The following is a 25,784-nucleotide window of genomic DNA, read 5'->3' as shown; positions in this document are numbered from 1 at the left end:
GTACAATGAACATATAAAACAATGAAAAAGTTATATCTCTGCGGTTGTTTGCTCTTCTGTATACACTGCTCCGTACAAAGCCAAACGCCAAAATCACCTAACATCATCTTCTTCCTGGTAGATGACATGGGCTGGCAGGATACCTCTGTTCCTTTCTGGGACAGCATTACACCTGCCAACCGGAAATTCCGTACGCCCAATATGGAACGCCTCTGCAAGGCAGGAACTAAATTTACCAACGCCTATGCGGCATCCGTTTGCACACCCTCCCGGGTAAGTTTCCTCACCGGCATGAACGTAGCAAGGCACCGGGTAAGCAACTGGACCTCCCTGAAAAACAAGGCCGTGGATGGTAAAGACAGTCTGCTGGATATTCCGGACTGGAATGTAAACGGTATCTCTCCCTTGCCCAACCAGGAGAAAAGCGTATATGCTACCCCGTTACCCCAGGTGTTGAAGGACCATGGCTACTATACCATCCAATGTGGCAAGGCGCATTTCGGTGCGTATCAAACCATTGGCGCCGATCCGCTGAACCTGGGCTTTGTAAAAAATGTAGGGGGCAGCGCTGCCGGTCATCCCGCCTCTTACCTGGCGGAAGATGACTTTGGCCGCGTACCGGGCCGCTTCATCCTGCAGGCAGAAATGCCGAACCTGGAGAAATACCGGAAGAAGAAATCCTTCCTGACAGAAGACCTCACCCAGGAAGCCATGCTGGCCATGGATACCGCGCAATTAAGAAAACAGCCCTTCTTTTTATACATGGCGCATTACGCGGTACACCTGCCTTACAACGTAGATGACCGCTTCATTCAACGCTATCTCGATATGGGACTGCCTAAGCCGGAAGCCGCCTATGCGGCGCTGGTAGAAGGAATGGACCAGAGCCTGGGGGAACTGATGGACTACCTGGATCAACATCATCTCACGGAAAATACCATCATTGTATTTATGTCTGATAACGGGGGCTTTTCGCATCCACCCAGACAAGGTAACGACAACACTCAGAACTACCCGCTGCGGGGTGGTAAAGGTTCCCTGTATGAAGGTGGCGTCAGAGAACCGATGATTGTGCGCTGGAATGGCGTTACCCAACCAGGTACCGTGAACACACAGTATATGATGATGGAAGATTTTTATCCTACCATCCTGGAGTGGGCCGGTGTGAAAAAGTATAAGACCGTGCAAACCCTCGATGGGCGAAGTATTGTGCCTTACCTGAAACAACCGGAACTGCGGGATGATCACCGTGCGCTGATCTGGAATTACCCCAACGACTGGACCGGTGGTAATCTCGGTACCGATAATTCCTGGTGCACCGCCATTCGCCAGGGCAGGTGGAAGCTGATTTATTTCGAGAAGTACCAGCGACTGGAACTATACGATCTGCAGGCAGATATTTATGAAGCCAATGACCTGTCTGCACGTTACCCGGATAAAACCAGGGAGCTGGCAAAGCTGCTCACCCAACAATTGAAACAACGCGGAGGACAGTTGCCTGTTTATAAAGGCACGAAAAAAACGGTACCGTATCCGGATGCAATATCATTATGAAAAATAAAAAAGGCGCCCCGTGAAGGGCGCCTTGCTATTGTGAATAGCGACAGTTATTTCAGGTCTACAGGTACCAGCACGAGCGGTGTAGGTAAACAGGAAGCACCCGGAGGAGAATATGTAAAATGAATTTTTTGTACACTGCCATCTGCGGATGGGGTAAAGATCTGCACCAGTATTGCTTCCGGTGCTTTGGTGGTCACCAGTTGATTGTTCGGTAACTGTATAATCCCTTCTTTGAATTTGCCACCACTCACCACCATGGTATTGGCCATACCACCACACCACTGGCCATTATCACCACGGGGGTTCCAGGTCATCAGCGCCAGGGCTTTACCATCACTGCTTTTCCACGACAGTTCTATATTATAGAGGATGCCATAGTTGCCATCCAGACTTTTCAGTTCACCTGTAGTGGCTTCTTTGCCTATTACCCAGGGATCTTTTTCACCGTCTGCTACCAGTATTTGTGCCAGGCCATTTTTAGTGTCCAGTGTATCTTTTGCAATGATGCGGTAATTGCTGATGCCATAGGTACCACGACCCGCGCCTGCATATTGTTTGGTGCTCAAGGTCGTTTTTACGCGTGCGGCAGCCACAGTAGCGGGTGTTTTCAGATCGGTTTGTACAATGCTGATTTCTCCGGGCTGGTCAATCACAAATTCATAGAAGCCATGCACCAGTTCATCGTATTTTACTACAGCCTTATCCTGTTTGGGATCCAGGCAAATAGCGGCGCCGGGTTTTATTTCGCGGGCAAAGGTTTCAGGGGTGGAAGCAAAAAAATCTGCCAGTCCCTGTTTACCGGCGAAGAAGTAATTAGTCGTTGGCTGCTGCGAGGAGTATTTCAACATGCGGATATGCATAGGTTGGTTCCCGGTATTTTTAATTACCGCAGCTATTTTGCGCTCCATTTTTTGTGGCTCCTGTACGCCGTTTACATTGTAGAGGTATAGTCTTACAGATCCGGGTTGCACCGGTTCTCTCAGGGCTACGCCCTCGGGTACACGAATATATTCCGGGTCATCAGAAATGAGGAATTGTGGACCTGGCAGCACTATTTTCTGGTAGGTTAATAATGGGAGCTGCTCGTTGAGCAGGCCGGGTACCTGCAGGGTATGTCCCTGCGCGGTGTTTTTAATGACCTGGTTCAATGCGGTGGAAATACCCTGTGCCTGGGCGAAACAGCCCGTTGCGATGGCATAACTTACTAACAGTACCTTTTTTCCGTTGGCGGATATACTCGTTTTAAACATGCGTGGTTTGTTACGATAAATAGTTAATATTATTATTAATCGAAACAAACTTAATAAAATAATTTAAAAAACAATCTCCGTTGATGTAATTATTTATTAAAAGCAAGCAGGTTATGCCTGGCAATCAGGCAACCGCCAATGATACCGGCCTTTTCATGCAGTTTAGACATTCTTAACTGGGTATCATTATTTACCAGGCTTAAAGAATATTTATTGAGTGCACTACGGATCGGCAGCCGGATATAGTCGCTGGTATCGGCCAGGATGCCACCTATGATCACTAATTCGGGGTTGAACAGGTTGATGAGTACGGAGATGCCCCTGCCTATTTTTTCGCCCAGTTCCGCAATCAGCTCTATACAGAGCGTGTCTTCATGGAGTGTAGCCTGTATGATGTCGGATACGCGCAGGTTTTCCGGCATCTTTTTATCTCTGAGTAAAGAAGAGGTATATCCCTGCTCAATCCTTTCCTGGAACATGCGGATCAGCGCCTGTCCGGAAGCTTCTGTTTCCAGGCAACCCTTTTTGCCGCAATGGCAAATAATTTCATTGGAGAAGATAGGAATATGCCCAAACTCGCCACTGAAGCCGGATTTACCGCGGTAAATCTTTCCATCTATCATAATACCCAAACCGATGCCATAGTCCAGGTTCAGGAATAATACATTCTTTTCATCATGTACGGTACCATTGTAAAACTCCCCATAGGCCATGGCCCTGGAATCATTTTCCACAAAGGTTTTGATGCCAATCGCATTTTCCACGATCTGGCTGAGTGGTTCTTCGTTGAAATGGAAATAGCTGTAGCTATAGCCTTTCTCACTGTTGATGCGCCCGGAAAGATTGAGACAGGCGGCGAAGATCTTTTTCTTATCTACCGATACATTATCTACAAAATGGAGGATAATGGTGATCAGGTCTTTAAATGATTCGGGGGTATTGGCCAGGGTAAAAGGGATATGCATCTCCGAGGTAACCAGTTCTTTCTTGAAGTCCAGCAGCCCCAGGTTGACATAAAAATTCTTGATATCCACCCCGATGAAGAACCCACATTCCGCTACCAGCCCGTACATGCTGGCCCGGCGCCCTCCTTTGGAGTCGTCCTTGCCGTAGTCCTTTACGATGCCGTCTGTCATCAGTTCATTAATAAGACTGGTGGTTTTGGGAACACTGATGTTCAGGGCGATGGTCAGATCAGTGATGGTACTGTTGCCCGACTGATCAAGATGGTCAATGATGGATCTCTTGAGGGATTTATTCTTATAAGCTACGCCGGCTAAGTTCTCTTCTGAAAAGATTTCAAATATGCTTTCCTGGGTTGTCATGCAATAAATGTGATATTTTCTTTAAAAGTAGTATATAATTAATAAAGTTAACCAAGTTGTCGTGAAATTCGATTTAATAATAAAAATATTTACGAAGTATTGCTTTATAATTAAAATAATAATAAATTGTCCTCTGTAAATAAAATAATTTAAAAAGGATGCAACCAAAAGTAGCCGATCAGCAACAAGGATGGGGAGACACAACAGGCGAATTGAATAGAACATACTATGCCGGTTTGTATAAAGAAGAACTGCTTGATAACATCTTGCCCTTCTGGGTTAACTTCAGCAAAGACGAAAAACACGGCGGATTTTATACCTGCCTGAACAGAGACGGCAGCATATTCGATACGGATAAATTTATGTGGCTGCAGGGTAGGGAAGTATGGTGCTTCAGCCATATGTTCAATAAAATAGCCCCCCGCCAGGAATGGCTGGACATGGCCCTACACGGCGCCGCATTTATGGAAAAATATGGTCGCGATGAAAAAGGCAACTGGTACTTCTCCCTCAATGAACAAGGCAAACCATTAGTACAGGCCTATAATATTTTCAGCGACTGTTTCGCCGCCATGGGATTTGCCGCACTCGACAAAGCTGCTCCCAGCGATCGTTTTAAAGAAATCGCCGTTACCACTTTCGACAATATCCTCCACCGGCAGGATAACTGGAAAGGCATCTATAATAAGGCATACCCCGGCACCCGCGCCCTCAAAGGCTTCAGCTTACCAATGATCCTCTGTAACCTGTCGCTCGAAATGGAACACCTGCTCGGCGCCAACCGCGTGGCTGAATTTATTCCCACCGTCCTCCACGAAGTAATGGAGGTATTCTATCAGCCGGATAAAAAACTGATCGTGGAAAATGTATATGCCAACGGCACTTTCTCCGACAGCTTCGAGGGCCGCCTCGTCAACCCCGGTCATGGCATTGAAGCCATGTGGTTTATCATGGACCTCGCCAAAAGAGTGAATAATCCCACCCTGCTGCGCAAAGCCTGTGATATTATGCTCAATACCCTGGAATACGGTTGGGACAAGGAATTCGGCGGCATCCTTTATTTTAGGGATATCCTCGGTCATCCTCCGCAACAACTGGAATGGGACCAGAAATTATGGTGGGTGCACGTAGAAGCACTCATCGCTTTAGCCAAAGGCTATACCTATACCGGCGACCAACGTTGCGCCGCCTGGTTTAAAAAAGTACACGACTATACCTGGAAACATTTCCGCGATCCGGAACATGGAGAATGGTTCGGCTATCTGAACCGGCAAGGCGAAATTTTACTGCCTCTCAAAGGTGGTAAATGGAAAGGCTGCTTCCACGTACCCCGCGCCCTGTACCAGGTGTATAGCACTTTTAGCTTTTAGCTATTAGCGGTTAGCTTTTAGATTTTAGCGAATGGATTTTAGCGGATAGGTTTTAGGTAGCTGCTAAAAGAAAACCGCTAAAATCCATTCGCTAAAATCTAAAAGCTAACTGCTAAAAGCTAACAGCTTATTTTTTATCCTTCCTGTAAATTGAAAGTTATGAGTAAACGTAAACCAAATCTAAATGTGCTGATGTGGCGCACCTGTCTGCTGATGATCGCCCTGATCATGCAGCAGCTGTTGGCGGTAGCGCAACAGCAAACAGTAAAAGGTACCATCAGGGATGAAAAGGGGAATGCACTTCCGGGTGCTACCATCCTGGTAAAAGGTACAAAAAATGGAATGGTGTCTAATACAGATGGTAGCTTTAGTCTGCCTGTTACCGGCAACGCGCCGGTCACCCTGCAGGTATCCATGACCGGCTTTTCTGCCGCCACCATCAACGTTACACCTGGTCAGCCCTTCAATGCAATCCTGAAAGAAAATGCAAAAGAGCTGAATGAAGTAATGGTAGTGGGTTATGGCACACAAAAGAAAGCTTCCCTTACCGGTAGCGTGGCGCAGATATCTTCAGCGGAACTGAAAAAGGTACCGGCTATGAATCTCACCAATGCGCTGGCAGGTCGTCTCCCGGGATTGGTTGCTACCCAAACTTCCGGCCGCCCCGGTTTTGATGACGCCACCCTGCTCATCCGCGGACAAAGTACTTACAACAACAATGCTCCCATGGTGATTGTAGATGGGGTGCAACGTTCTTTCGGTAATCTCGATCCGGCAGAAGTGGAAACCATCACCCTCCTGAAAGATGCGGCAGCTGCGGCTACCTACGGGGTGCAGGGCGCCAACGGCGTGATTCTCGTTACCACCAAAAGAGGTGCTGCCGGTAAACCAGTAGTATCCTACGATGGCGAATTTACCCGCACCGCATTCACCCGCTTTCCTAAATTCCTGAACGGTCCTGATTATATGTACTGGTTCAAAAAGGGAGAGCAGATGGACAATGATTATCTCACCGCTACCGGTGGTGATCCTATTCCTTATACCTACTCTGATGCACAAATCGCCGCACTGCGTAATGGCACCAACAAAGATCCTTATCTCGGTAACACTGACTGGACCGGTATGCTCACCGGCAGAAAAACAATGTCACAACACCACAGCGTTAGCCTGAGAGGTGGAACCGAAAAGATCCGCTACTTTTCCAACGTCAGCTATCTTAACCAGGAAGGCGTAGTAAAAGGATCTAATTATAAAAGGTTTAACGTAAGAACAAACGTAGACGCCACCATCAGTAAAACATTTTCTGTGGCATTTGATCTTGGCGCACGCCAGGAAACACGTAACAGCACCGGCATCCCGGCAGATGATGGCGAATACATGAACCCCTTCTACCAGGCAGTAAGAGCACTGCCAAATATTCCCGCCACCATCGATGGTACGCCAACGGCTACACGCTCCAACTCCGGTATCGTAAATCCGATGGCAGTGATCGAGCAATCCGGTTGGCAACGATATGTTACCAGTACTTTCCAGGGCGCCATGACCTTCACCATGCATATACCTTATGTAAAAGGACTGGACCTGAAACTGATGACCGCCTACGACAAATCTTTCCAGGAATTCAAAAGCTGGACAGCACCCTATACCCTGATGGTAAGGGAACAAAGCAGCGGTGGCTTCTACTGGAATTCTTCCCTGCCGCCCGGTATCAACGTAAATACCGTGCGCCAATCACAGGGAAATAACGCACGACAGACTTTTCAGCCAAGCATTAACTATAGCACCGAAATCGGCAATCATAGTATTAAAGCACTGGCTTTATATGAATATTCGCAGACCGACAACAACAGCTTTTCTGCCGGTGGAAGTAACCTGGCATTAACAGAACTGAAAGAAATTGATTTCCGTGACCAGGACAATAAATACATTGTACAACCTACCGGCAACAGTGGCACCAGTGCACGTTCCGGACTGGTAACGCGACTCAACTACGCTTACAAAAACCGCTATCTGCTGGAACTGGTATCCCGCTACGATGGTTCTGTATACTTTCCTACCTATAACCGCTGGGGCTTTTTCCCAGCTGTTTCCGCAGGATGGGTGATGAGCGAAGAACATTTTTTCGCAGGTTTGAAAGAGAAAGTAGACTTCCTGAAACTGAGAGGGTCTTACGGTAAAACCGGTAACGACAGAGGGTTTGGTAATTATCAATACCTGCAGACTTTTTCGTTGTCAGATAAACCAGTTGTGGTGATCGGCGATAAATCAGTATCCGGTATTTATTCCGGTAGCATTCCTAACGTAAACCTCAAATGGGAAAACGCTTACACCACCAACGTAGGTGCGGATATAAGTCTTTTTAACGGTGCATGGTCTGTAACCGCAGATTACTTCTACAAAATCACTAAAGATATTCTTGATGTACAGGGCAATTTATTTCCTCCCTCTATGGGTGGCTACTACTACCAGGTAGTCAACCGCGGAATGGCGGATGTACGTGGACTCGATCTGCAGATTACACATCGTCATAAAGTAAACAGCAAACTGGATTACGGCATCACCGGTAATTTCAACTGGTCCCGTAATAAGATCCTGGTGAAGAATGATCCCGATGGGTGGCCTGCATGGCAAAGAACACCTGGCAGAAGTATCGGTGAAAAGAAAGGCTTTATCTCAGAAGGCCTGTTCCAGAACTGGGACGAAGTGAACAACTGGGCTACCTCTCCGAGTGGTGGCGCTGCCCCCGGTTTTATCAAGTATAAGGATGTCAATGGCGATGGTAAGATCACCACAGATGATATCACCTACATGGGGCGTAGTAACACACCACAAATCATGTATGGTCTGAGTCTTGAGCTGCGTTATGGCATCTTCGATTTCTCTGCACTGATACAGGGTGCTTCGCTTGTGGACGTATCCCTGGGTGGAGAGTATGAAGGTTCTTCCGGCACTTATGGTGTAAATGATAATACACCTTTTACCCGTCCGTTTTATGGCGCCGGTAACAGTCCTTATTACCTGGTGGAACAAGCCTGGACACCGGATAACCCCAATGCCAGCTATCCCCGTTTAACAGCCGACAGAGCGGGTTTCCCGAATCACAATGGCTGGGCCAATTCGCAGTGGGTAAAGAACGGCGCCTATGTACGGTTGAAATCCGCACAGATAGGGGTGACCGTACCCATGTCTGTATTGAAGCAGCTGAATATTGAAAAATGTCGCTTCTACCTGGCAGGATTCAATCTCATTACACTGGATCACCTGAAGTACATGGATCCGGAATTGCCGAATGTTAACAACGGATTTTATCCACAGCAGCAGATGATGTCTTTCGGCGCTAACCTTACTTTCTAAACGGAAAAGAAATTACTTATGACAACATTTTGTTCAAATATAAAAAAGGCATTGCTGCTGTTGGTAGTGACAACAGGGATGCAGGCCTGTAAGCTGGATGGTATACCCGGCGACCGCTACACTGATGCAGCGATCTGGAAAAATGCCAGCAGCGTAGATCTGTACATGTATGGCATGTACGATCAGTTCAAAACATTTTCTTTCGGTCAGTTTCCTATCGGCTACAGCAATGCGACCGATGCACTTACCGACCTCGAAAAATATACCTCCAATACTACCGGCAACGGAACAGTGAACAAGCTGGCTTATAATCCGGGGCAGGTAAATGCCACGGCTCCGGGTATTTCTTTCTGGGATGCTGCTTACACCAACATTCGCCGTATCAACGAATTCCTGAACGGGATGCAGCTGTATGCAAAAATCACGGCAGAACAAAAAGTACAGTATGAAGCAGAAGCACGCTATATTCGCGCCTACTCTTATTTCTGGCTGGCCCGCATCAACGGCAGCGTGATCATCCTGGATAAACTGCCTGCCGATAAAAGCATGGCCCGCAGCAGCGAAGACGAGGTATGGAATTTTATTGCCAGTGACCTCCGCTTTGCTGCAGAGCACCTGCCCAAAGAGCGTCCGGCTGCCCAAGAAGGACGCGCTACCCAGGGCGCTGCTTATGGCCTGCTGGCACGGACATGGCTATACGCTGCTTCCATAGCGGAGTACGACAACAAACAATTCAACAAAGATGCACTCACCGGCGTACCTGCTTCCAAAAAAACGGAATACTACCAGCATGCAGCAGATGCGGCAGCAGCTGTGATCACATCCGGTGTTTACGACCTGGAGGCAGATTACGGTAAATTGTTTACCAACGCCAACAGCAGGGAAGCCATATTTGCGCTTTACTATCAACGCCCCGGTGTTACCCATCAGCTGGACTACTTTTTTTGTCCGCCTGCAGATGTAGACGGTGGCGGTGCTACCGGCGTACCTACCGCAGAATTGGTGAACGAATATGAAATGGCGGACGGCCGGAAATTTTCGTGGTCGGAAACAGATATGGCGGCCAATCCCTACACCAACCGTGAGCCACGCTTCTACGCCACCATCTTATACAATGGCGCTCCCTGGAAAGGCAGAACCATCAATACTACACCGGATGATGAAAAAGAAGGCTACATCGATTTTAAAGTAGCCACCGATCCACGTAAAACAGTGACCGGTTACTACGTGCGCAAAATGCTCGATGAAACCAATAAGGATATCCTCGTACAGGGCAGTAACCAGCCCTGGATAGAAATGCGCTACGCAGAAATATTGCTCATTCATGCAGAAGCACTGACAAAACTGAACCGCATTTCCGATGCAAAAATATCGCTGGATAAAGTACGTGCCAGGGTGCATTTGCCAGGTACGGCGGCGGCTACGCCGGAAACCATGATGGCCGCCATTGAGCACGAACGCAAAGTGGAACTGGCCTTTGAAGGCCATCGTTACTGGGACCTGCGCCGCTGGCGTAAAGCGCATATCGTGTTAAACAATGTGCGTTTCCACGGTCATAAAGTAACCGCGAATGGCAACGGTTTTGATTATACAGAAGTAGACTGTGATAAGGAAAACCGTTATTTCCCTACAGGCTTCTATTACATGCCTATCACGCAGGACGAGATTATCAAGAATCCTGCTATGAAACAAATTCAGGGTTGGTAACAACTATGCATCACCATAAATGAGCTTATACATGCGCAATATATTTATCATACTGGGGTTAGGCATTGCCTTTGCCGGCTGCCGGCAACCAGAGCCTATCTTCCCAAAGGAAGATAATAATCTGCAGGATATCTGGGTAGGATTACCCGGTGTAAAAGACGCCCGCTTTGATCCTGTTTATAGTACTGCCAAAGACACGGCTTATATTGATGTCCCCTATTTTTACCCGGTAGAATCGGATAATGAAACCGATATTACCAAACTTGTGCTCCGCGCCAATATTCCCCTGGATGCGGTGATCACACCGGCTTTGGGCACACCCATAGATTTATCCAAACCGGTAAAACTCGAAATTAAAGGTGGTACCGGCGCTAAAAGATCGGTAGTAGTGGTAGCCAGGAAGGTAGGCGATGTAAGTGTAAAAGGCGCTACCATTAACTATTTACTGGATGGCTTAGAAACAACAATGGACGCCGTGGTAAAAGATAACGATGTTATTTTTTACATTATACCTGGCACCGATGTGAGCAAAGTAAAAGTAACGGTAGCCGTAAATAGTCATTCTACTACCTCTGTTGCAGCCGGCGCAACGCTGGACCTCTCCACTGATAAGCCTTTCACAGTAAAGAGTATAGACGGGCTGGTGAAGCAATACACGTTGAAAGTAATGGCGCCGGTGAAGAAACCCTATGGCATTGGTATCACCCGTAAGTTATTTATTAAGCTGGGCGCTGCTTCCGGTGGTGGTGGTATCAGTACCAATTATACCGAAACCAGTATGGCGGTGAGTGGTGATCACCTGGTGATTGTCAGCAATACCAATCCATCCAAACTACGCCTGTTTAATCGCACTACCGGCAACTACGTACGGGATATGCCGTTACCTGCAGGCAATTATTATTCATTCCAGATGCAGAACGATAGTACAGGTGCCTTGCTGGGCGCTACGTTCGCAGCAAGTGGCGACAAGTTCCAGTTGTACCGCTGGCAGAGTGCCACCGATCCGGCACCGGAAAAAATCCTGGAATGGACCAACACCATTGCATGGGGTGGTTTGGGCAGACGGGTACGCATATATGGAGATCTCAATAAAGACGCCGTGATTTATGCCACTGCTTCACTCACCAACGATGTATATAAATGGCGTATCCGCGATGGTAAAATCGTGAACGCAGCCAACGCCCCGGATGTGAATGCCGCGCCGGTCATTTCTACCTATGCTTCGGGCTCCGGCAGCTTTGGCTATCTCGCCGATGCAGTACCTACGGCGGTATCATTCAGCGGTACATACTTCCTTAACTACGGCAGTGAAATCGCTATGGTCAATGGCGGTACCAACGTGCGTACAGCTGCTTTCAATGACGATGCTGCGGGTATCATCTTCCATGCGCCTTCCCTGTATTTCCGGTTCAATGGTGCTAATTATTTCGCTATCCTGAAATACACTTCCTGGAGTTTGAATGGTGGCAACATCGCGTTATTCGATGTCACGGATCCTGCAGCGGTCAGCATGTCGCCCAACAATCCGGCCTATGGTGCCTTTAATGTTTTCAACTCTGAAGTGATCAATGGAGCAGCAGATAATGGTAACGGTACAGGTGATTTGTGTGTGAGCTTTTCTGCAGATCGCAGCAGCGCCTACATTTACATGGTGCTGACCAACGTGGGCATTGTGGGATATGAACTGACTACTTATTAATGATCCTTACACGGGTAACCGGTGATGATTGCCGGTTGCCCATGTTTTAAAATAATTCGTCATGATAAAATCAAGAATACTGTCTGCATTATGCCTGCTGATACTGTCTGCTGCAGGATGCAAAAAAAATAACGATGCCCCACCGGTAGATCCGGGTGATGGTGTGGACACCATTGCTATCCCCACCGGTAAAAAAGAAGCGATTGTGTGGATAGATCTGAATGCAAATGTATTCGGTACCTATGGTCGTTTTAATGATACGGCGGCTATCCGCAAAACACTCGACACCTTACAGCAAATCGGTATCACCGCTTTGGTGGTAGATGTAAAAGAGTCCTCCGGCCATACCGTTTTCCAAAGTGCCTATACCAGTAAGGTTACCAGCCATAATGGTAAATCACTGCCGCCGAATGTGGACTACCTCGACTTTATGGTGAAAACCGCAAAGGAAAGAAAACTGAAGGTATATGCCTCTGTGATGACGTTTGTGGAAGGTGACTATGATAATAAAACAGGTGCGGTGTATGAAGATGCTACCTTTAAAAATAAGTACCAGTCTATTGTATGCGATGTAAGTGGTAAGCGCGTACCGATCACTGAAACCGGCAGAAATGGATTCGTAAATCCTGCCTACCCGGAAGTACAGGATCGTATCATCAATATCCTGAAAGAGATTGTCACTAAATATGCGGTAGATGGCGTGATCCTTGACTATGGACGTTATGCGAACATCGATGCGGATTTTTCAGACTACAGTAAAACACAGTTTGTACAATACCTGAAAGACGTGTTCAATGATCAGAATGCCAACTTCCTCAACTTCCCGGCAGATATTGTAAGCTCCTGGAAAACAGAAAGTGGTCAAACCATGCCTGCGGTGACCGGCAAGTATTACAAGCGCTGGCTGGCTTATCGCATGAGCGTGATCTACAACTTTGTGAAAAAAGCACATGCTGCTGTGAAGAGCGCCCGTGCAGATGCCCTGTTCGGTTCTTATGTAGGTGGCTGGTATGGCGACTATTATCCAGTGGGAGTAAACTGGGCCAGTCAGCAATACGATCCGTTTAATGATCAAAAGATCCGCATGGACTGGGCCTATCCGCAAACAAAAGATTATGGCTATGCAGAAGAGCTGGGATTGCTGATGACAGGAAACTATTTTTCACAGTTGTTGCTGGCAGACGATCCTGCTACAGCTAATTTAACGTACAACTGGTGGAGCCTGGAAGGCTCACTGAGAGGTGGTCGATATGTAACCCAGGGTAAAGTGCCGCTGGTAGGTAGCATTGATGCGGGTAACACCAGCTGGAAAAGTAAATCAGATATCCGCAGGGCCATTAAAATGATTTTGTCTCAAACATCCGGTGTCATGATCTTTGACCTGGTGCACCTGTATGCACCGCAGTATAACAAGTTGCAGCAACCATTATGGGATGAAGTAAAAGCAGGATTACAGCCGTAAGCATATGGAACAGCGTAATCAAAGTCTGGATGCATTGAGGGGACTGGCCATTTTTGCCATGGTATTAGCCGGTAGTATCGCCTTTGGTATACTGCCGGCATGGATGTATCACGCGCAGGAACCGCCGCCCACACATGCCTTTATGCCTGCATTGCCGGGTATCAGTTGGGTAGACCTCGTGTTTCCTTTCTTTTTATTCAGTATGGGGGCGGCGATTCCCTTCTCCCTGAAAAAGAAAATAAAAGATGGCACCAGCTTCCCTGCCATTTTAGAAATGACGGTGAAACGATATATCCTTCTGGTATTTTTTGCGTTGTTTACGCGACAGATGACAGTGGCTGGTTTGAGCCGGCAGCCGGGTTTGCCGGAATATGTATTGCCGTTGCTGGCTTTCGGATTACTGTTTGTGCTGTTTTATGCACCGGCATCGAAAAGGCTGCGGTGGCAGGTGATGAAAGGGATAGCGCTCGGGATCACTGCAGTGCTGCTATATACTTTGCCGTTTGAAAGCGGAAGGGGTTTCTCATTATACAATAGCGACATTATTATACTGATCCTTGCCAATGCATCCCTTGTGGGTACTTTGTGGTGGTATTTTACAAGGAATAACCCGTTGCTGCGTATCGCTTTACTTCCTCTGCTGATGGGGATCTGCCTGAGCGGTACGCAACCGGGTAACTGGTGCCATACGTTGTTGTCTTGGTCGCCATTGCCGTGGATGTATCAGCCTGGTTTTTTAAAGTATTTGTTTATCCTGCTGCCGGGTACACTGGCGGGCGATTGGATGCTGCAATATGGTGGTATCCGGGAAACGCCGGGGAGGCAGGATATAAAATACCTGCGGCTGGCCGCCTGGTGCGCGACGGCAGTGTTGGTGTGTAATGTTTGTTTGTTATTTGGCAGACATACCACCATTAATATTTTTGCTACCGTTATTGGTTTGTGCGGCTGTTATGCGGCATTGAAAAAAACAACTCCGCAACAATTTCCCGGGTTACCTCTTTTTTTAAAAGCAGGTGCTTATCTTGTTGTCCTGGGCCTATGCTTTGAGTCCTTTGAAGGAGGAATTAAGAAAGATCCGGCCACGTTTAGCTATTACTTTGTTACTGCTGGTCTTGCATTCCTGGTATTAATAATTTTTTATTCATTACAGTACAGTAAGGCAGGAAGTGTGATGATTCATTGCCTGTCGCTGACTGGCCGTAATCCCATGGTGGCTTACGTAGCGGGCAACCTCTTGTTATTGCCATTGCTGCACCTGACGGGTGGGCTGTCTCTTTTTGAAAGTATGGGGCAATCGGTCTGGCTGGGTGTAGTAAGAGGCTTTTTATTTACCGGAATAGTAGCTGCTATTGCTGCGTGGTGTAGTCGCCGGCAATGGTATTGGAAAACATAAATTATATGAAGAAGATATCAACCATCTTACCTATGCTGCTGATATGTGCGATGTCGCAGCTGTTGGCACAGGATTCCAGCTATCATAATTATTTGTATGATAGCCGGACTGCCTATTTCAAACAGTTACCGGTGGCGAAGAAGCCTGTGATTTTTTTTGGAGACAGTATTACGCAGTGGGGCGACTGGTCGGAGTTCCTGGGCAAAGCCAACATCCTGAACAGGGGCATTGCAGGCGACAATACCAATGGCCTGTTGGCCAGGGTAGACGAGGTAGTCCGGCATCGGCCGGCCCGCTTATTTATACTGGTAGGCACCAACGATATCAATAAGCAGATGCCCGTAGCAGCGATTGTACAAACGTATCGCCGCATTATTGCTGCCATACAAACACAATCACCGGCTACCCGCATTTATGTGCAGAGTGTATTCCCGATCAACAATCAGCTGATAGGCCGGCAGTATTACAGCGGTACCAACGAACAGATAAAAACACTGAATGCCGGTATCCGTGAAATGGCAGCAGACATGCACATTCATTTTGTGAATGTATACGACGCCCTGCTGGACGGCAGTGGACAGTTGGATGTTCGTTATACTTATGATGGTTTACATCTCTCCGGTGAAGGATACCTGAAATGGGTAAATGTGCTGCAGCAACAACGATTAATTTAATTCATTTATTAATAGTACATCATGAATCTGGCGACAATAGACATTGTGATCATCTTTCTTTATCTGGCCGTTATTGTGGGCCTTGGATTCTGGATATCGAAAAAAGCTTCCAAAAATATCCAGTCGTATTTCCTGGGAGATAATAATATCAAATGGTACTGGCTGGGATTCAGCAATAGTAGTGGCATGTTTGATGTAAGCGGCACCGCTTTTTATGTGGCGCTCTTATTTGTGTATGGCTTCAAAGCCGCGTGGCTACCCTGGTTGTGGCCTATCTGGAACCAGATTTTTGTGATGGTGTTCCTGGCGGTGTGGATCCGGCGCAGCAATGCTATGACAGGGGCCGACTGGATCATCAAACGTTTTGGCGATGACCGAGGCGGCAGACTGGCACATATTATTGTGGTGCTGTTTGCCATTGTGAGCGTGATAGGATTTATCGGTTATGTGTTTGTCGGCATCGGCAAATTCAGCGGCAGTATTTTGCCCTGGGACCTCACTAATCCGCTGCTGACAAGTCAGCAAACCTATGCGGTTATTATTGTGGCGTTAACCACTTTATATACCGTAAAAGGTGGGATGTACAGTGTGGTAGCAACGGAGGTACTGCAATATGGTATCCTGCTGGTGAGCTGCGTGCTGGTGGTAACTTACGCCGTGCATGATGTGAACTATACAGAACTGCATAAAAGAGTACCGGAAGGATGGAGTAATTTCTGGCCCACCTGGAAACTGGATGTGAACTGGACTACTACTTTCCCACAGGCCAATCAGAAAGTAGCGGAAGATGGTTTTACCTGGTTTGGTGCATTGGTAATGATGATGATTGCCAAAGGCGTATTTTCCAGTCTTGCCGGCCCTGTGCCAGGGTTTGATATGCAACGTATCCTCAGTGCCAAAAAGCCCAAAGAGGCTGCCATGCTTACCGGCTTCACCAACCTGGTATTATATATTCCGCTGTTCATGATGGTGAGTGCATTAACCCTGATAGGTATCAACTATTTAATGCCCGTATTACAGGGACAGGCAAAACCGGATTTTGAAATTATCCTCAGCAGGGTAGTGGGGGGGTATCTGCCCGCGGGTGTGAGAGGCGTGGTGCTGGCTGGTTTGCTGGCTTCATTCATGAGTACTTTTTCGGCCTTTGTAAATGCAGCGCCGGCTTACCTGGTAAATGATTTCTATAAAAAATATTTCAGACCCAATGAAGCACCGGGTCATTATGTGAAGTGGAGTTATATTACTTCCATAGCGGTGATCCTGACGGGTTGTATTTTTGGATTGTTTGCTAACTCACTCAGTTCGCTCACCTTGTGGATTTCTTCTGCCCTTTACGGCGGTTACGCAGCGGCCAACGTATTGAAGTGGATCTGGTGGCGGTTCAACGGCTACGGCTATTTCTCCGGTATGCTGGTAGGACTGATCTCCGCCACGTTTGTACCTAAACTCATGGACTTGTTGGCAACGGCCTACTTCCCGCAATACGCTGATCTTTTCGGCAGCGGTATTGGTACCTTGATTTCGTTTTTTATTATCCTGGTATTTTCTATGACCGGCAGCGTACTGGGGTGCTTGCTGACACCAGCTGCCAATCAGCAGGTGCTTACCGACTTCTATGTAAACACACGGCCATGGGGATGGTGGAAGCCGGTAGCGCGCTGGGCAAAAATGGCCGATCCTTCGTTTATACCGAATCAACAATTTAAATGGGATCTCTTAAATATACTTGTAGGCATTTGCTGGCAGATGAGCATGGTAATTATGCCTATTTGCTTTGTATTTGGTTATTTTGAAAAAGGATTCCTGGCAATGGGCATATGGCTGGCTTGTATGGTCATCCTCAAATTTACCTGGTACGATCGCCTCGACATTACTGCCGGTGAAAATGTACCTTACAAAACCCCCGTTTCGTTGGCCGCAGAAAACATATAGCAGGATGAAAAAATATGCATTGGCTACAGGTATACTGCTATGGGCTGTTTCCGTGGCTGCTCAGTACGACAGTACATACGGCAGCTCCTATTACCGGCAAAAGGTGACTCAGTTTATGGGTATTCCGGATAGCGATAACGGAGAAATAATTTTTCTGGGAGATAGTATTACGGACATCGCGGAATGGTCCGAGCTGTTTAAAAATCCCAGGATTAAAAACCGGGGTGTCAGCGGAGATAAAACTGCTGGTATCTTAAACCGGTTATCCGAAGTAACGGACAGGAAACCTGCCCGTATATTTCTGATGATCGGGATCAATGATATCGCAGAGGGAGTGCCGGACAGTGTTATCCTGGCAAACTATATGCAGATTATTCGCCGTATTCAGCTGGCATCTCCTGTAACAAAGCTATTTGTGCAGAGTATACTACCTACGAATGATGCGTTTACGGAGTTTGCCCGCCACCAGCATCAGGAAGTACATATACAGGCGGTAAATCAGCAACTGGAAACACTATCGGTACAACGGGGATGCATCTACGTAAATTTGTATAATGAAATGTGCGATAATGTTGGTAAATTAAGCAGCGCTTATACCAACGATGGTTTGCATTTAACCGGTGCCGGCTACCAGGTATGGAAGGGGATCCTGCAGCGTAAAAAGTTATTATAATGAAAATTACAGGAACGTTTATAGATGAAATCAGCCACGATATCCCGCACCAGAACTGGGGCCGGGAAGAATGGCGCAGGGACTTTGAACACATGAGGGCCATCGGGATAGATACAGTGATCCTGATCCGCAGCGGTTACCGCAAGTTTATTACTTATCCTTCCAGGTACCTCGTCCAGGAATTTGGTTGTTATGAGCCACCAGTAGACCTGGTAAAAATGTTCCTGGAGCTGGCCGATGAACTGGATATGCAGTTTTATTTCGGGCTGTACGACAGCGGCAAATACTGGGATACCGGCGATATGCAATATGAAACAGACAGCAACCGTTTTGTGATAGAAGAAGTGTGGAAAACCTATGGTCATCATAAAAGCTTCAAAGGCTGGTATCTGTCTATGGAAATCAGCCGCAAAACAAAAGGAGCGGCCAACGCTTTCCGAACCCTGGGTCTGCAATGTAAGGCGGTGAGCAACGGTCTGCCTACCCTCATCTCTCCCTGGATAGATGGTAAAAAAGCGGTGATGGCAGCGGCCGGGCAGCTAACCAAAGCAGACTCGGTATCCCTGGAGGAACATGAAAAGGAGTGGAGTGAAATATTTGATGGCATCCGTGGCGCCGTGGATGCAGTAGCTTTCCAGGATGGGCATATCGACTACAGCGAACTGGAAGACTTTTTCCGGGTCAACAAAATGATGGCCGATCGTTATGGCTTGCAATGCTGGACTAATGCCGAAAGTTTTGACAGGGATATGCCGATTAAGTTTCTGCCGATTAAATTTGAGAAGCTTCGCCTGAAGCTGGAAGCAGCTCGCCGTGCCGGTTATGATAAGGCTATCACGTTTGAGTTCTCGCATTTCATGAGTCCGCAGTCGGCTTATCTGCAGGCCGGACATTTATACAATCGCTATAAAGAGTATATGCATACGTTCTGAGGGGAACGGACGGATATAAACCGGGGTGTATCGATTCATTCGGTACACCCTTTTTATAATGCCCGGATGAATAGGCTTTCACTGTTTTGAGGCGTCACTGATTCTGCAAATTTTGGTTTAACTTACCGGCTACCCATTAATTCCGATAATTCATGCCTACATCTGCATCCGAAAATAAGCTCCTGGTCTTCTTTAAAAAATTAGGCCCCGGATTAATTACAGGTGCCAGCGATGATGATCCTTCCGGCATAGCCACTTATTCGCAGGCCGGTGCCCAGTTTGGGTTAACCACGTTGTGGACATCCCTGTTGACTTTCCCATTAATGGCTGGTGTGCAGGGCATGTGCGCACGCATAGGGCTGGTAACCTGCCAGGGATTAACGGTGACGTTAAAAAAATACTATCCCCGACCGGTATTATATATCATGTTGCTGTTCAGCTTTCCGGCCATTACGCTCAACCTGGGCGCCGATATTCAGGGTATGGGGGCGGTATGTCATATGATTTTTCCTGCCGTACCGGTATCCGTTTTTTGTGTGGGCGTTACGGCTATCATGATGTATGTAATCATTCAGTATTCCTATCAGAAAATTGCCAGGATACTGAAATGGCTTTGTATGTCGTTGTTGCTGTATATCATCGTACCTTTTATGATGAAGCAGGATTGGGCGGCAGTAGCGAGAAATACGTTCATTCCTACCATCCGGTATAATAAAGATTTCTTTTCCATCATCGTGGCTATTTTAGGTACTACTATTTCGCCTTATCTTTTTTTCTGGCAAACGACTATGGAAGCGGAAGATATGGCACATAGCACCAAAGGTATTGTGGTGGATAAAGCAGTATTAAGTGATATGAAGACAGATGTGAACACCGGTATGTTGTTTTCCAACATCGTGATGTTTTTTATTATCCTCACTACCGGCAGTGTATTGTTCCCTGCCGGAGTAAGACAAATAGATACCGTAGATCAGGCGGCGAAGGCGCTGCAGCCACTGGCGGGTAAACTCACCTATCTCATTTTTGCTACGGGAGTATTAGGTACCGGTTTACTGGCCATACCGGTGCTGGCAGGTTCCCAATCGTATATGCTGGCAGAAACACTGGGCTGGTCGGCCGGACTGGACAAGAAATTTTCGCAGGCAAAACCATTCTATATTTCCATCATCATTTCACTGATCGTAGGGTTATCGCTCGACTTCCTGGGCGTGAGTCCTATTAAGGCATTGCTGTACACGGCCATTGCTTATGGTTTAACAGCACCGGTCATGATTGCCATGATCATGCACATTGGCAACAATAAAAAGATCATGAGAGAGTTCACAAATTCGAAGTTTTCGAATTTGTTGGGCGCGCTGACGCTTATATTAATGACAGCAGCAGCAGTGACGATGATTTGGTTTTTATTTTGATGTTACGGTGTGGGTAATATGTTTTTAAAGACGGTACCATCTTTAATGACGAGTAGCAGATTTTTTTCCGGATCTCCCAACAGTTCAATATTTTGTAAAGGGTCTCCGTCTACGAGCAACATGTCTGCATAAGCACCTTCTTCCAGTACACCCAGTTTGCCGGGATATGGATTCCTGGCGCCGGAGAGGGCCAGCAGTTGTGCATTATCATAGGTAATCATCTTCAGGATTTCAAAATTGCTAAACCAGGATTTCAGCTTGATAATATTGGCATTCTGGTTTTTAGTACCAGCGGGATTAAACAGGAGATCTGTTCCCCAGGCCAGTTTTACCTTATATTTTTTCGCCCATTGATATACATTGGCAGTGCCTTCCCCGACTTTCCTGCTGTCGGCTGCCTGTTGAGGGTCGCTATAGGTATTTGTTTGTCCGTCGAAAGGTTGCATGCTCAGCCAGATGCCTTTGTCGGCCAGCATTTTTACACATTCTTCATCCATGAGGTGCCCATGATCAATACATTTTACACCGGCAGCTACCGCCCGTTTCACGCCTTCCGAAGTATATACATGTACGGTGACATAGGTGCCGAAATCCCCGGCCGCCTGCACTGCAGCTTTCATTTCTTCCACAGAATACTGCGTAGCCTCCAGCGGATCATAAGATGATGCCACACCGCCTCCTGCAGCCAGCTTTATCTGTGTAGCCCCGTGTTTCAGTTGTTCCCGGGTAGCCACCAATACTTCCTGGTAGCCATCAGCAACGATACCCACGCCCAATGCTTCCGGGCGGGCAACACTATTGGATGACATCCGCGGAGGGTCGCCGATGAGGTTAAAGTCACCATGACCAGAGGTCTGGGAAATCATCGCCCCACTCGGATAAATCCTGGGGCCGGGCTGTATGCCCATATCGATAGCTCTTTTAATCCCGAATACAGGCCCGGCCAGATCCCGGACGGACGTGAATCCCCTCAGCAACGTGCGCTCTGATTCTTTGGCAGCGCGGATAAAAAGGAAACTCTGCTCACCCATCATCATATCCATCATGGTATTGGCACACATGAATGCATGCCAGTGCGCATCTATCATGCCCGGCATGAGAAATTTATGCCGCCCGTCAATGATCGTTACCAACATGCTTTTATTGGTAGGAATGGGCTCCCGGGAGATGGTAGTGATTAAACGATCCGTGATCAGTACATTCACATTTTCCGTTTTGTTTTCCTTACCGTTAAATAACTGTACATTATTGATCAGGAGCTGTTTTTGAGCCACCATGGAGAGCGGGCATAATAATAGCAGGAGAAATACCTTTTTCATTACAGACATTTCTTTTATATAAACTCCCGGCGTTGTATTTTGTTCTTTCAAGCAAAAAAAATGTGAACAGCCAGCCTTTCCCCGGAAAATGTATCTTACGGAAACATACCGGGAAATAATCCACGTAAAATTTCTTAACAGCAATAAAAAGAGAATGATTCACCGATCAATGGCTATGCTGACAGTCTTACTGTTGTCACTCGCTACCGTTGCACAACAACGTATTCCCGTAGGCGTTATGCCCAATACTTTTACCGATGTTACTACCCGGGTACAACAGGCCATTGCCGCCTGTAAGAATAAGCCCGGCGCTGTATTGGAGTTCCAGCCCGGCCGGTATGATTTTTACCCGGACAGCGCGGTGAAGAAAACCTATTTTATTTCCAATACTTCCAGTGAAACAGAAGTACCGGATAAAATGAAGACCATTGGTCTGTTTTTCGAAAACTTTAAAGGCTTAACCATTGAAGGGAATGGTGCCGAGTTTGTATTTCATGGTAAGATGATCACCTGGTTATTTGACCATTGCGAAGATATCACCCTGCGCAATGTCAGCGTGGACTTTGAGCGGCCTTCCATGTCGGAAATGCTGCTGGTGGGAGTTTCTCCAACAGAAGTAACCGGCGCGGTGCAACGGGACTCCCGGTTTGCGATCATCAACCAACGCCTGGAATGGTATGGCGAGAAGTGGGGCATGAAGCAGTTCCATGCGATATTATCAGATGTCGAAAAAGGGGTGAATACTTATTCTTCCTGGGACCCGTTTTACAAAAGTAAAGCCACATTGATCAGTCCGGGTGTAGTACAGTTCAGTGGCGACTTTTCTGCTTTCAAAGGAAAGATGGGCGATGTGCTGAGTGTGAGAGATGGTATCCGTGACCAGGTAGGGACTTTTATACAACATTGTAAAAATGTACATCTCGACAGTATCAACATGCGTTACATGCATGGTTTGGGTATTACCTCCCAGTTTTCTGAAAATCTCTACTACAGCCATATACAGATAATGCCCGCAGAAGGCAGTGGACGGGCCATGGCTACCTTTGCAGATGGGATGCACTTTTCCGGTTGTAAGGGTGCTATCGAAATTACAGACGCGCATTTCAAAGGACTGCATGATGATCCGATCAATGTACACGGTACGCATCTGCAGATCACACAAGTGGTATCGCCACGGGTATTGAAGCTTCGGTTCATGCATCACCAGACCTATGGCTTTGAAGCTTTCTTTGCCGGTGATAGCATTGGATTTGTACACAGTGCAGAATTGCAGGGCTACGGTAATGGTCTTGTTACCGCTGCAAAGATGCTGTCCGACAGGGAAATGGAAGTAACACTCAGCAAGGATATGCCGGTAGGCATGCGCATTGGTGACTGCCTGGAGAATATTACATGGGTACCCTCACTGACTGTACGAAATTGCCGTTTTGAAGGCATACATACAAGAGGGGTACTGGTGACCACACGTAAGAAAGTGCTGATTGCCGACAATACCTTTTACAGAACCGGCATGCATGCTATTTTAATAGCGGACGATGCCAGCAGCTGGTACGAGTCGGGCCCGGTACAGGATGTAACAATTACCGGCAACACGTTTGAAGGCTGCGGGTATAACCTGGCGCCCAATAATTACGTGGTTGCCATTGCACCGGAAAACCATACCCTTGTAAAGGGATATATGATACACCGGAATATCCGGATAGAAAACAATGATTTTAAGATCTATGATTACCCGGTACTCACCGCACGTAGTACGGGCGACCTGATTTTTCGCAATAACCGTATCCGGTGGATGAAGTATTATATGGCACAGGGGCCTGAGAGAGCATCTTTCAGGCTGACGGCCTGTGAAGGGGTAAATATTACCGGCAATGACTTTATAGTACCTTTTAAACCGGTAGTACAGTTGCAGGAAATGTTACCGAAAACTGTGAAAACGGATATAGCAATAAAGCAGTAGTTTATTTACCAGGTGGCTGTTCTTTCGCTGATGTGAAAGAACAGCTATTGCCCCGCACTTTTTTTCACCACCCTGAATCCCTGGTTGCTAAATGAGGCCCGCTTATTCACCCGGCCAATATCGGCAGAATTGAAAAAAGAGCAAGCCGCCTTACTGCACCACCAGGAGCCGCCACGGGCATGTGCTACGGTAGGACTTTCATTGGAGAGTACCTTACCGGAACAGAATTCAAAGACGTTACCATACATATCATATAGTCCCCACGCATTCGGTTGAAAACTGCCGGTGGGTGAGGTGTACATATAACCGTCTGAGCTGTCGGCCTGCAAATGGTCCTGTCCATGCCAGATATTGGCGTAGCGGCCGATCAGGGCATTGGTGGCGCCGAAAAAATAATCGGTGGCGGCACCTGCGCGGGAAGCTATCTCCCATTCCTCCAGGGTAGGCAGTCTTACCCCGGCCCATTCACAATAGGCAAGGGCATCTTTATAGCTGATGGTGGTGACCGGGTGATCCATTTTATTTTCAATGCCACCAATACTAATGCCATTGGGGAAACGCCAGTAAGCGGTGCTGTCGTTGTGCCATTCAAATTCCCGCAGCCCCGGAACAAATACGAGGGCATTATGCCGTTGCTCTGCATCCGTTATATAGCCGGTAGCTGCTACAAATGCGGCAAATTGCCGGTTGGTGGTTTCGCAGGCGGCGATATAAAAAGAGTCAGTGCTCACCTGCCGCTGTGGATTCAGCGTATGCTGTTTTTTGCCGATCCGGTAGTGCCCTTTGGGTACCAGTACATAGCCGCATTTATCCTGTGCCAGCCCTGCATAAAAGCTGGCGAGCAACAGGAATATAGTACTAACCTTTTTTAGGAAGTGCATTGTAAAAGGTATTGGCCCGCTGTATGATCAGCTCTTCATTAGCGGTATTGAAATTGAGAAAAGCATGATAGCTGCTTTCTCCGTCTGCATATAATTTTTTATAGGAAGCAGAAGTCATGAAAGGCGCGTATTCATTGTTTTTCATCAGGATCATCAGCACGGTAAGAATATCTTTGTCTTTATGATCCCTGTTATAAATGCTGATCAGCAAAGGAATCATTTCCCGGCCGTTGATTTCGATAATAGCTTTTTTATAATTCACACCTACCCGGTTGCTTCTGCCAACAGATTCGGTGATTAACGCCATCACAGAGTCGCGGTTGGCATGAAGGAAATTCAGTTGACGTTCACTCCAGCTGTATTCGCCGAATGCATCCGGGAGCTGTGCAAAGATTTTTTTCTCGGCATCCAATACGGGTGGCATGGCATCGCAGTTCTGGCTATACGATTCCGCGTTAATCATATGATAGGTAAACTTCTCCCGGAGGGATAATGTCAGGTAGTCTTTCTGTTTCAGCGCCATGTTTTCGTCATTGCCCTCTATTTTTTTTATCATCATCAACACCTTCTCCAGCCCATATGGCGGCCTTGTTGTTTTTTCACGGTATTCCTGGTAGGCGACAGTTGCTTTACTGGGTTCCTGGTACACCTCTGCTTCCTGTGCAAAGCTGCTATTACAGGTGGCTACTAAAACAAGGATGGCTACAATTCTTTTCATGATATCGGAAAATTTGCGGGAAGATAAAGCAGCGCGGAAGAATTGCCAAACAATTCCATCGGGTTCAAAAGAGCGGGCCTCATATCTAAATAATATTTCTTATATTCAGGGACAATTAACGTTAAGCGGACGTTAATCACAGGGTATTAAGAAAAATAAA

Annotated in this window: 18 protein-coding genes; 13 read left to right on the top strand and 5 right to left on the bottom strand. The window is 47.1% G+C overall.

Translation table 11 applies throughout. From position 1 onward, the window contains the following. Positions 1 to 21: 21 nt before the first annotated feature. Positions 22 to 1,554: a sulfatase gene (locus tag AB4Z08_RS01190; protein WP_441571934.1), complete on the top strand. Its 1,533-nt coding sequence runs from the start codon at positions 22 to 24 to the stop codon at positions 1,552 to 1,554. Positions 1,555 to 1,607: 53 nt separating this feature from the next. On the opposite strand, the gene AB4Z08_RS01185 is transcribed toward AB4Z08_RS01190, so the two are convergent. Together AB4Z08_RS01185 and AB4Z08_RS01180 are read right to left on the bottom strand one after the other, a co-directional pair. Beyond that, the gene (locus tag AB4Z08_RS01185) at positions 1,608 to 2,810 is read right to left on the bottom strand and encodes a copper amine oxidase (RefSeq protein WP_441571933.1); all 1,203 of its coding nucleotides are present in this window, start codon (positions 2,808 to 2,810) and stop codon (positions 1,608 to 1,610) included. Between the two features lie 89 nt (positions 2,811 to 2,899). Continuing rightward, positions 2,900 to 4,135 carry an ROK family protein gene (locus AB4Z08_RS01180; protein ID WP_441571932.1) on the bottom strand — a complete coding sequence of 412 codons (1,236 nt, stop codon included), beginning with the start codon at positions 4,133 to 4,135 and terminating at the stop codon, positions 2,900 to 2,902. A gap of 158 nt (positions 4,136 to 4,293) precedes the next feature. Between AB4Z08_RS01180 and AB4Z08_RS01175 the strand changes: the two genes are divergently transcribed. The 11 genes from AB4Z08_RS01175 (at position 4,294) to AB4Z08_RS01125 (ending at position 20,746) form a co-directional block, all read left to right on the top strand. Next, a complete protein-coding gene (locus AB4Z08_RS01175) occupies positions 4,294 to 5,505 on the top strand; it encodes an AGE family epimerase/isomerase (protein WP_441571931.1) in 1,212 nt (403 codons plus the stop codon). Between the two features lie 159 nt (positions 5,506 to 5,664). Beyond that, positions 5,665 to 8,859 carry a SusC/RagA family TonB-linked outer membrane protein gene (locus AB4Z08_RS01170; RefSeq protein WP_441571930.1) on the top strand — a complete coding sequence of 1,065 codons (3,195 nt, stop codon included), beginning with the start codon at positions 5,665 to 5,667 and terminating at the stop codon, positions 8,857 to 8,859. A gap of 18 nt (positions 8,860 to 8,877) precedes the next feature. Beyond that, positions 8,878 to 10,566 (top strand): RagB/SusD family nutrient uptake outer membrane protein, encoded by a 1,689-nt coding sequence (locus AB4Z08_RS01165; protein WP_441571929.1) that lies wholly within the window; start codon positions 8,878 to 8,880, stop codon positions 10,564 to 10,566. A 31-nt stretch (positions 10,567 to 10,597) separates the two neighbouring features. Next, a complete protein-coding gene (locus AB4Z08_RS01160; protein ID WP_441571928.1) occupies positions 10,598 to 12,265 on the top strand; it encodes a DUF5018 domain-containing protein in 1,668 nt (555 codons plus the stop codon). A gap of 61 nt (positions 12,266 to 12,326) precedes the next feature. After that, complete coding sequence (locus tag AB4Z08_RS01155; protein ID WP_441571927.1) at positions 12,327 to 13,727, top strand: alpha amylase family protein; 1,401 nt, start codon at positions 12,327 to 12,329, stop codon at positions 13,725 to 13,727. A gap of 4 nt (positions 13,728 to 13,731) precedes the next feature. Beyond that, the gene (locus tag AB4Z08_RS01150; RefSeq protein ID WP_441571926.1) at positions 13,732 to 15,123 is read left to right on the top strand and encodes a DUF5009 domain-containing protein; all 1,392 of its coding nucleotides are present in this window, start codon (positions 13,732 to 13,734) and stop codon (positions 15,121 to 15,123) included. 5 nt (positions 15,124 to 15,128) lie between these two features. After that, the gene (locus tag AB4Z08_RS01145; protein ID WP_441571925.1) at positions 15,129 to 15,797 is read left to right on the top strand and encodes a GDSL-type esterase/lipase family protein; all 669 of its coding nucleotides are present in this window, start codon (positions 15,129 to 15,131) and stop codon (positions 15,795 to 15,797) included. Positions 15,798 to 15,818: 21 nt separating this feature from the next. Further along, a complete protein-coding gene (locus tag AB4Z08_RS01140; RefSeq protein WP_441571924.1) occupies positions 15,819 to 17,729 on the top strand; it encodes a sodium:solute symporter family protein in 1,911 nt (636 codons plus the stop codon). A gap of 4 nt (positions 17,730 to 17,733) precedes the next feature. Further along, on the top strand, positions 17,734 to 18,402 hold the full coding sequence (locus tag AB4Z08_RS01135; RefSeq protein ID WP_441571923.1) for a GDSL-type esterase/lipase family protein: 669 nt from the start codon (positions 17,734 to 17,736) through the stop codon (positions 18,400 to 18,402). Then, positions 18,402 to 19,334: a DUF4434 domain-containing protein gene (locus AB4Z08_RS01130; RefSeq protein WP_441571922.1), complete on the top strand. Its 933-nt coding sequence runs from the start codon at positions 18,402 to 18,404 to the stop codon at positions 19,332 to 19,334. The genes AB4Z08_RS01135 and AB4Z08_RS01130 overlap by 1 nt, the downstream gene beginning before the upstream one ends. Positions 19,335 to 19,486: 152 nt before the next feature. Beyond that, positions 19,487 to 20,746, top strand: a complete 1,260-nt coding sequence (locus AB4Z08_RS01125) for an NRAMP family divalent metal transporter (protein ID WP_441571921.1) — start codon at positions 19,487 to 19,489, stop codon at positions 20,744 to 20,746. Positions 20,747 to 20,748: 2 nt separating this feature from the next. Here AB4Z08_RS01125 and AB4Z08_RS01120 read toward each other — a convergent pair whose 3' ends face one another. Then, positions 20,749 to 22,065 carry an amidohydrolase family protein gene (locus AB4Z08_RS01120; RefSeq protein ID WP_441571920.1) on the bottom strand — a complete coding sequence of 439 codons (1,317 nt, stop codon included), beginning with the start codon at positions 22,063 to 22,065 and terminating at the stop codon, positions 20,749 to 20,751. Positions 22,066 to 22,219: 154 nt separating this feature from the next. Here AB4Z08_RS01120 and AB4Z08_RS01115 point away from each other — a divergent pair, with 154 nt between their 5' ends. Beyond that, the gene (locus tag AB4Z08_RS01115; RefSeq protein ID WP_441571919.1) at positions 22,220 to 24,025 is read left to right on the top strand and encodes a right-handed parallel beta-helix repeat-containing protein; all 1,806 of its coding nucleotides are present in this window, start codon (positions 22,220 to 22,222) and stop codon (positions 24,023 to 24,025) included. Positions 24,026 to 24,069: 44 nt separating this feature from the next. Here AB4Z08_RS01115 and AB4Z08_RS01110 read toward each other — a convergent pair whose 3' ends face one another. Next, on the bottom strand, positions 24,070 to 24,906 hold the full coding sequence (locus AB4Z08_RS01110; RefSeq protein ID WP_441571918.1) for a formylglycine-generating enzyme family protein: 837 nt from the start codon (positions 24,904 to 24,906) through the stop codon (positions 24,070 to 24,072). Further along, positions 24,884 to 25,624 carry a hypothetical protein gene (locus AB4Z08_RS01105; protein ID WP_441571917.1) on the bottom strand — a complete coding sequence of 247 codons (741 nt, stop codon included), beginning with the start codon at positions 25,622 to 25,624 and terminating at the stop codon, positions 24,884 to 24,886. Before AB4Z08_RS01105 ends, AB4Z08_RS01110 begins: the two co-directional genes overlap by 23 nt. Between the last annotated feature and the right edge of the window lie 160 nt (positions 25,625 to 25,784).

Source organism: Chitinophaga sp. RAB17 (assembly GCF_052114225.1).
Taxonomy (GTDB): domain Bacteria; phylum Bacteroidota; class Bacteroidia; order Chitinophagales; family Chitinophagaceae; genus Chitinophaga.
The sequence above is the reverse complement of the archived record's forward strand: the minus strand, read 5'-3'. Positions and strand labels throughout refer to the sequence as shown.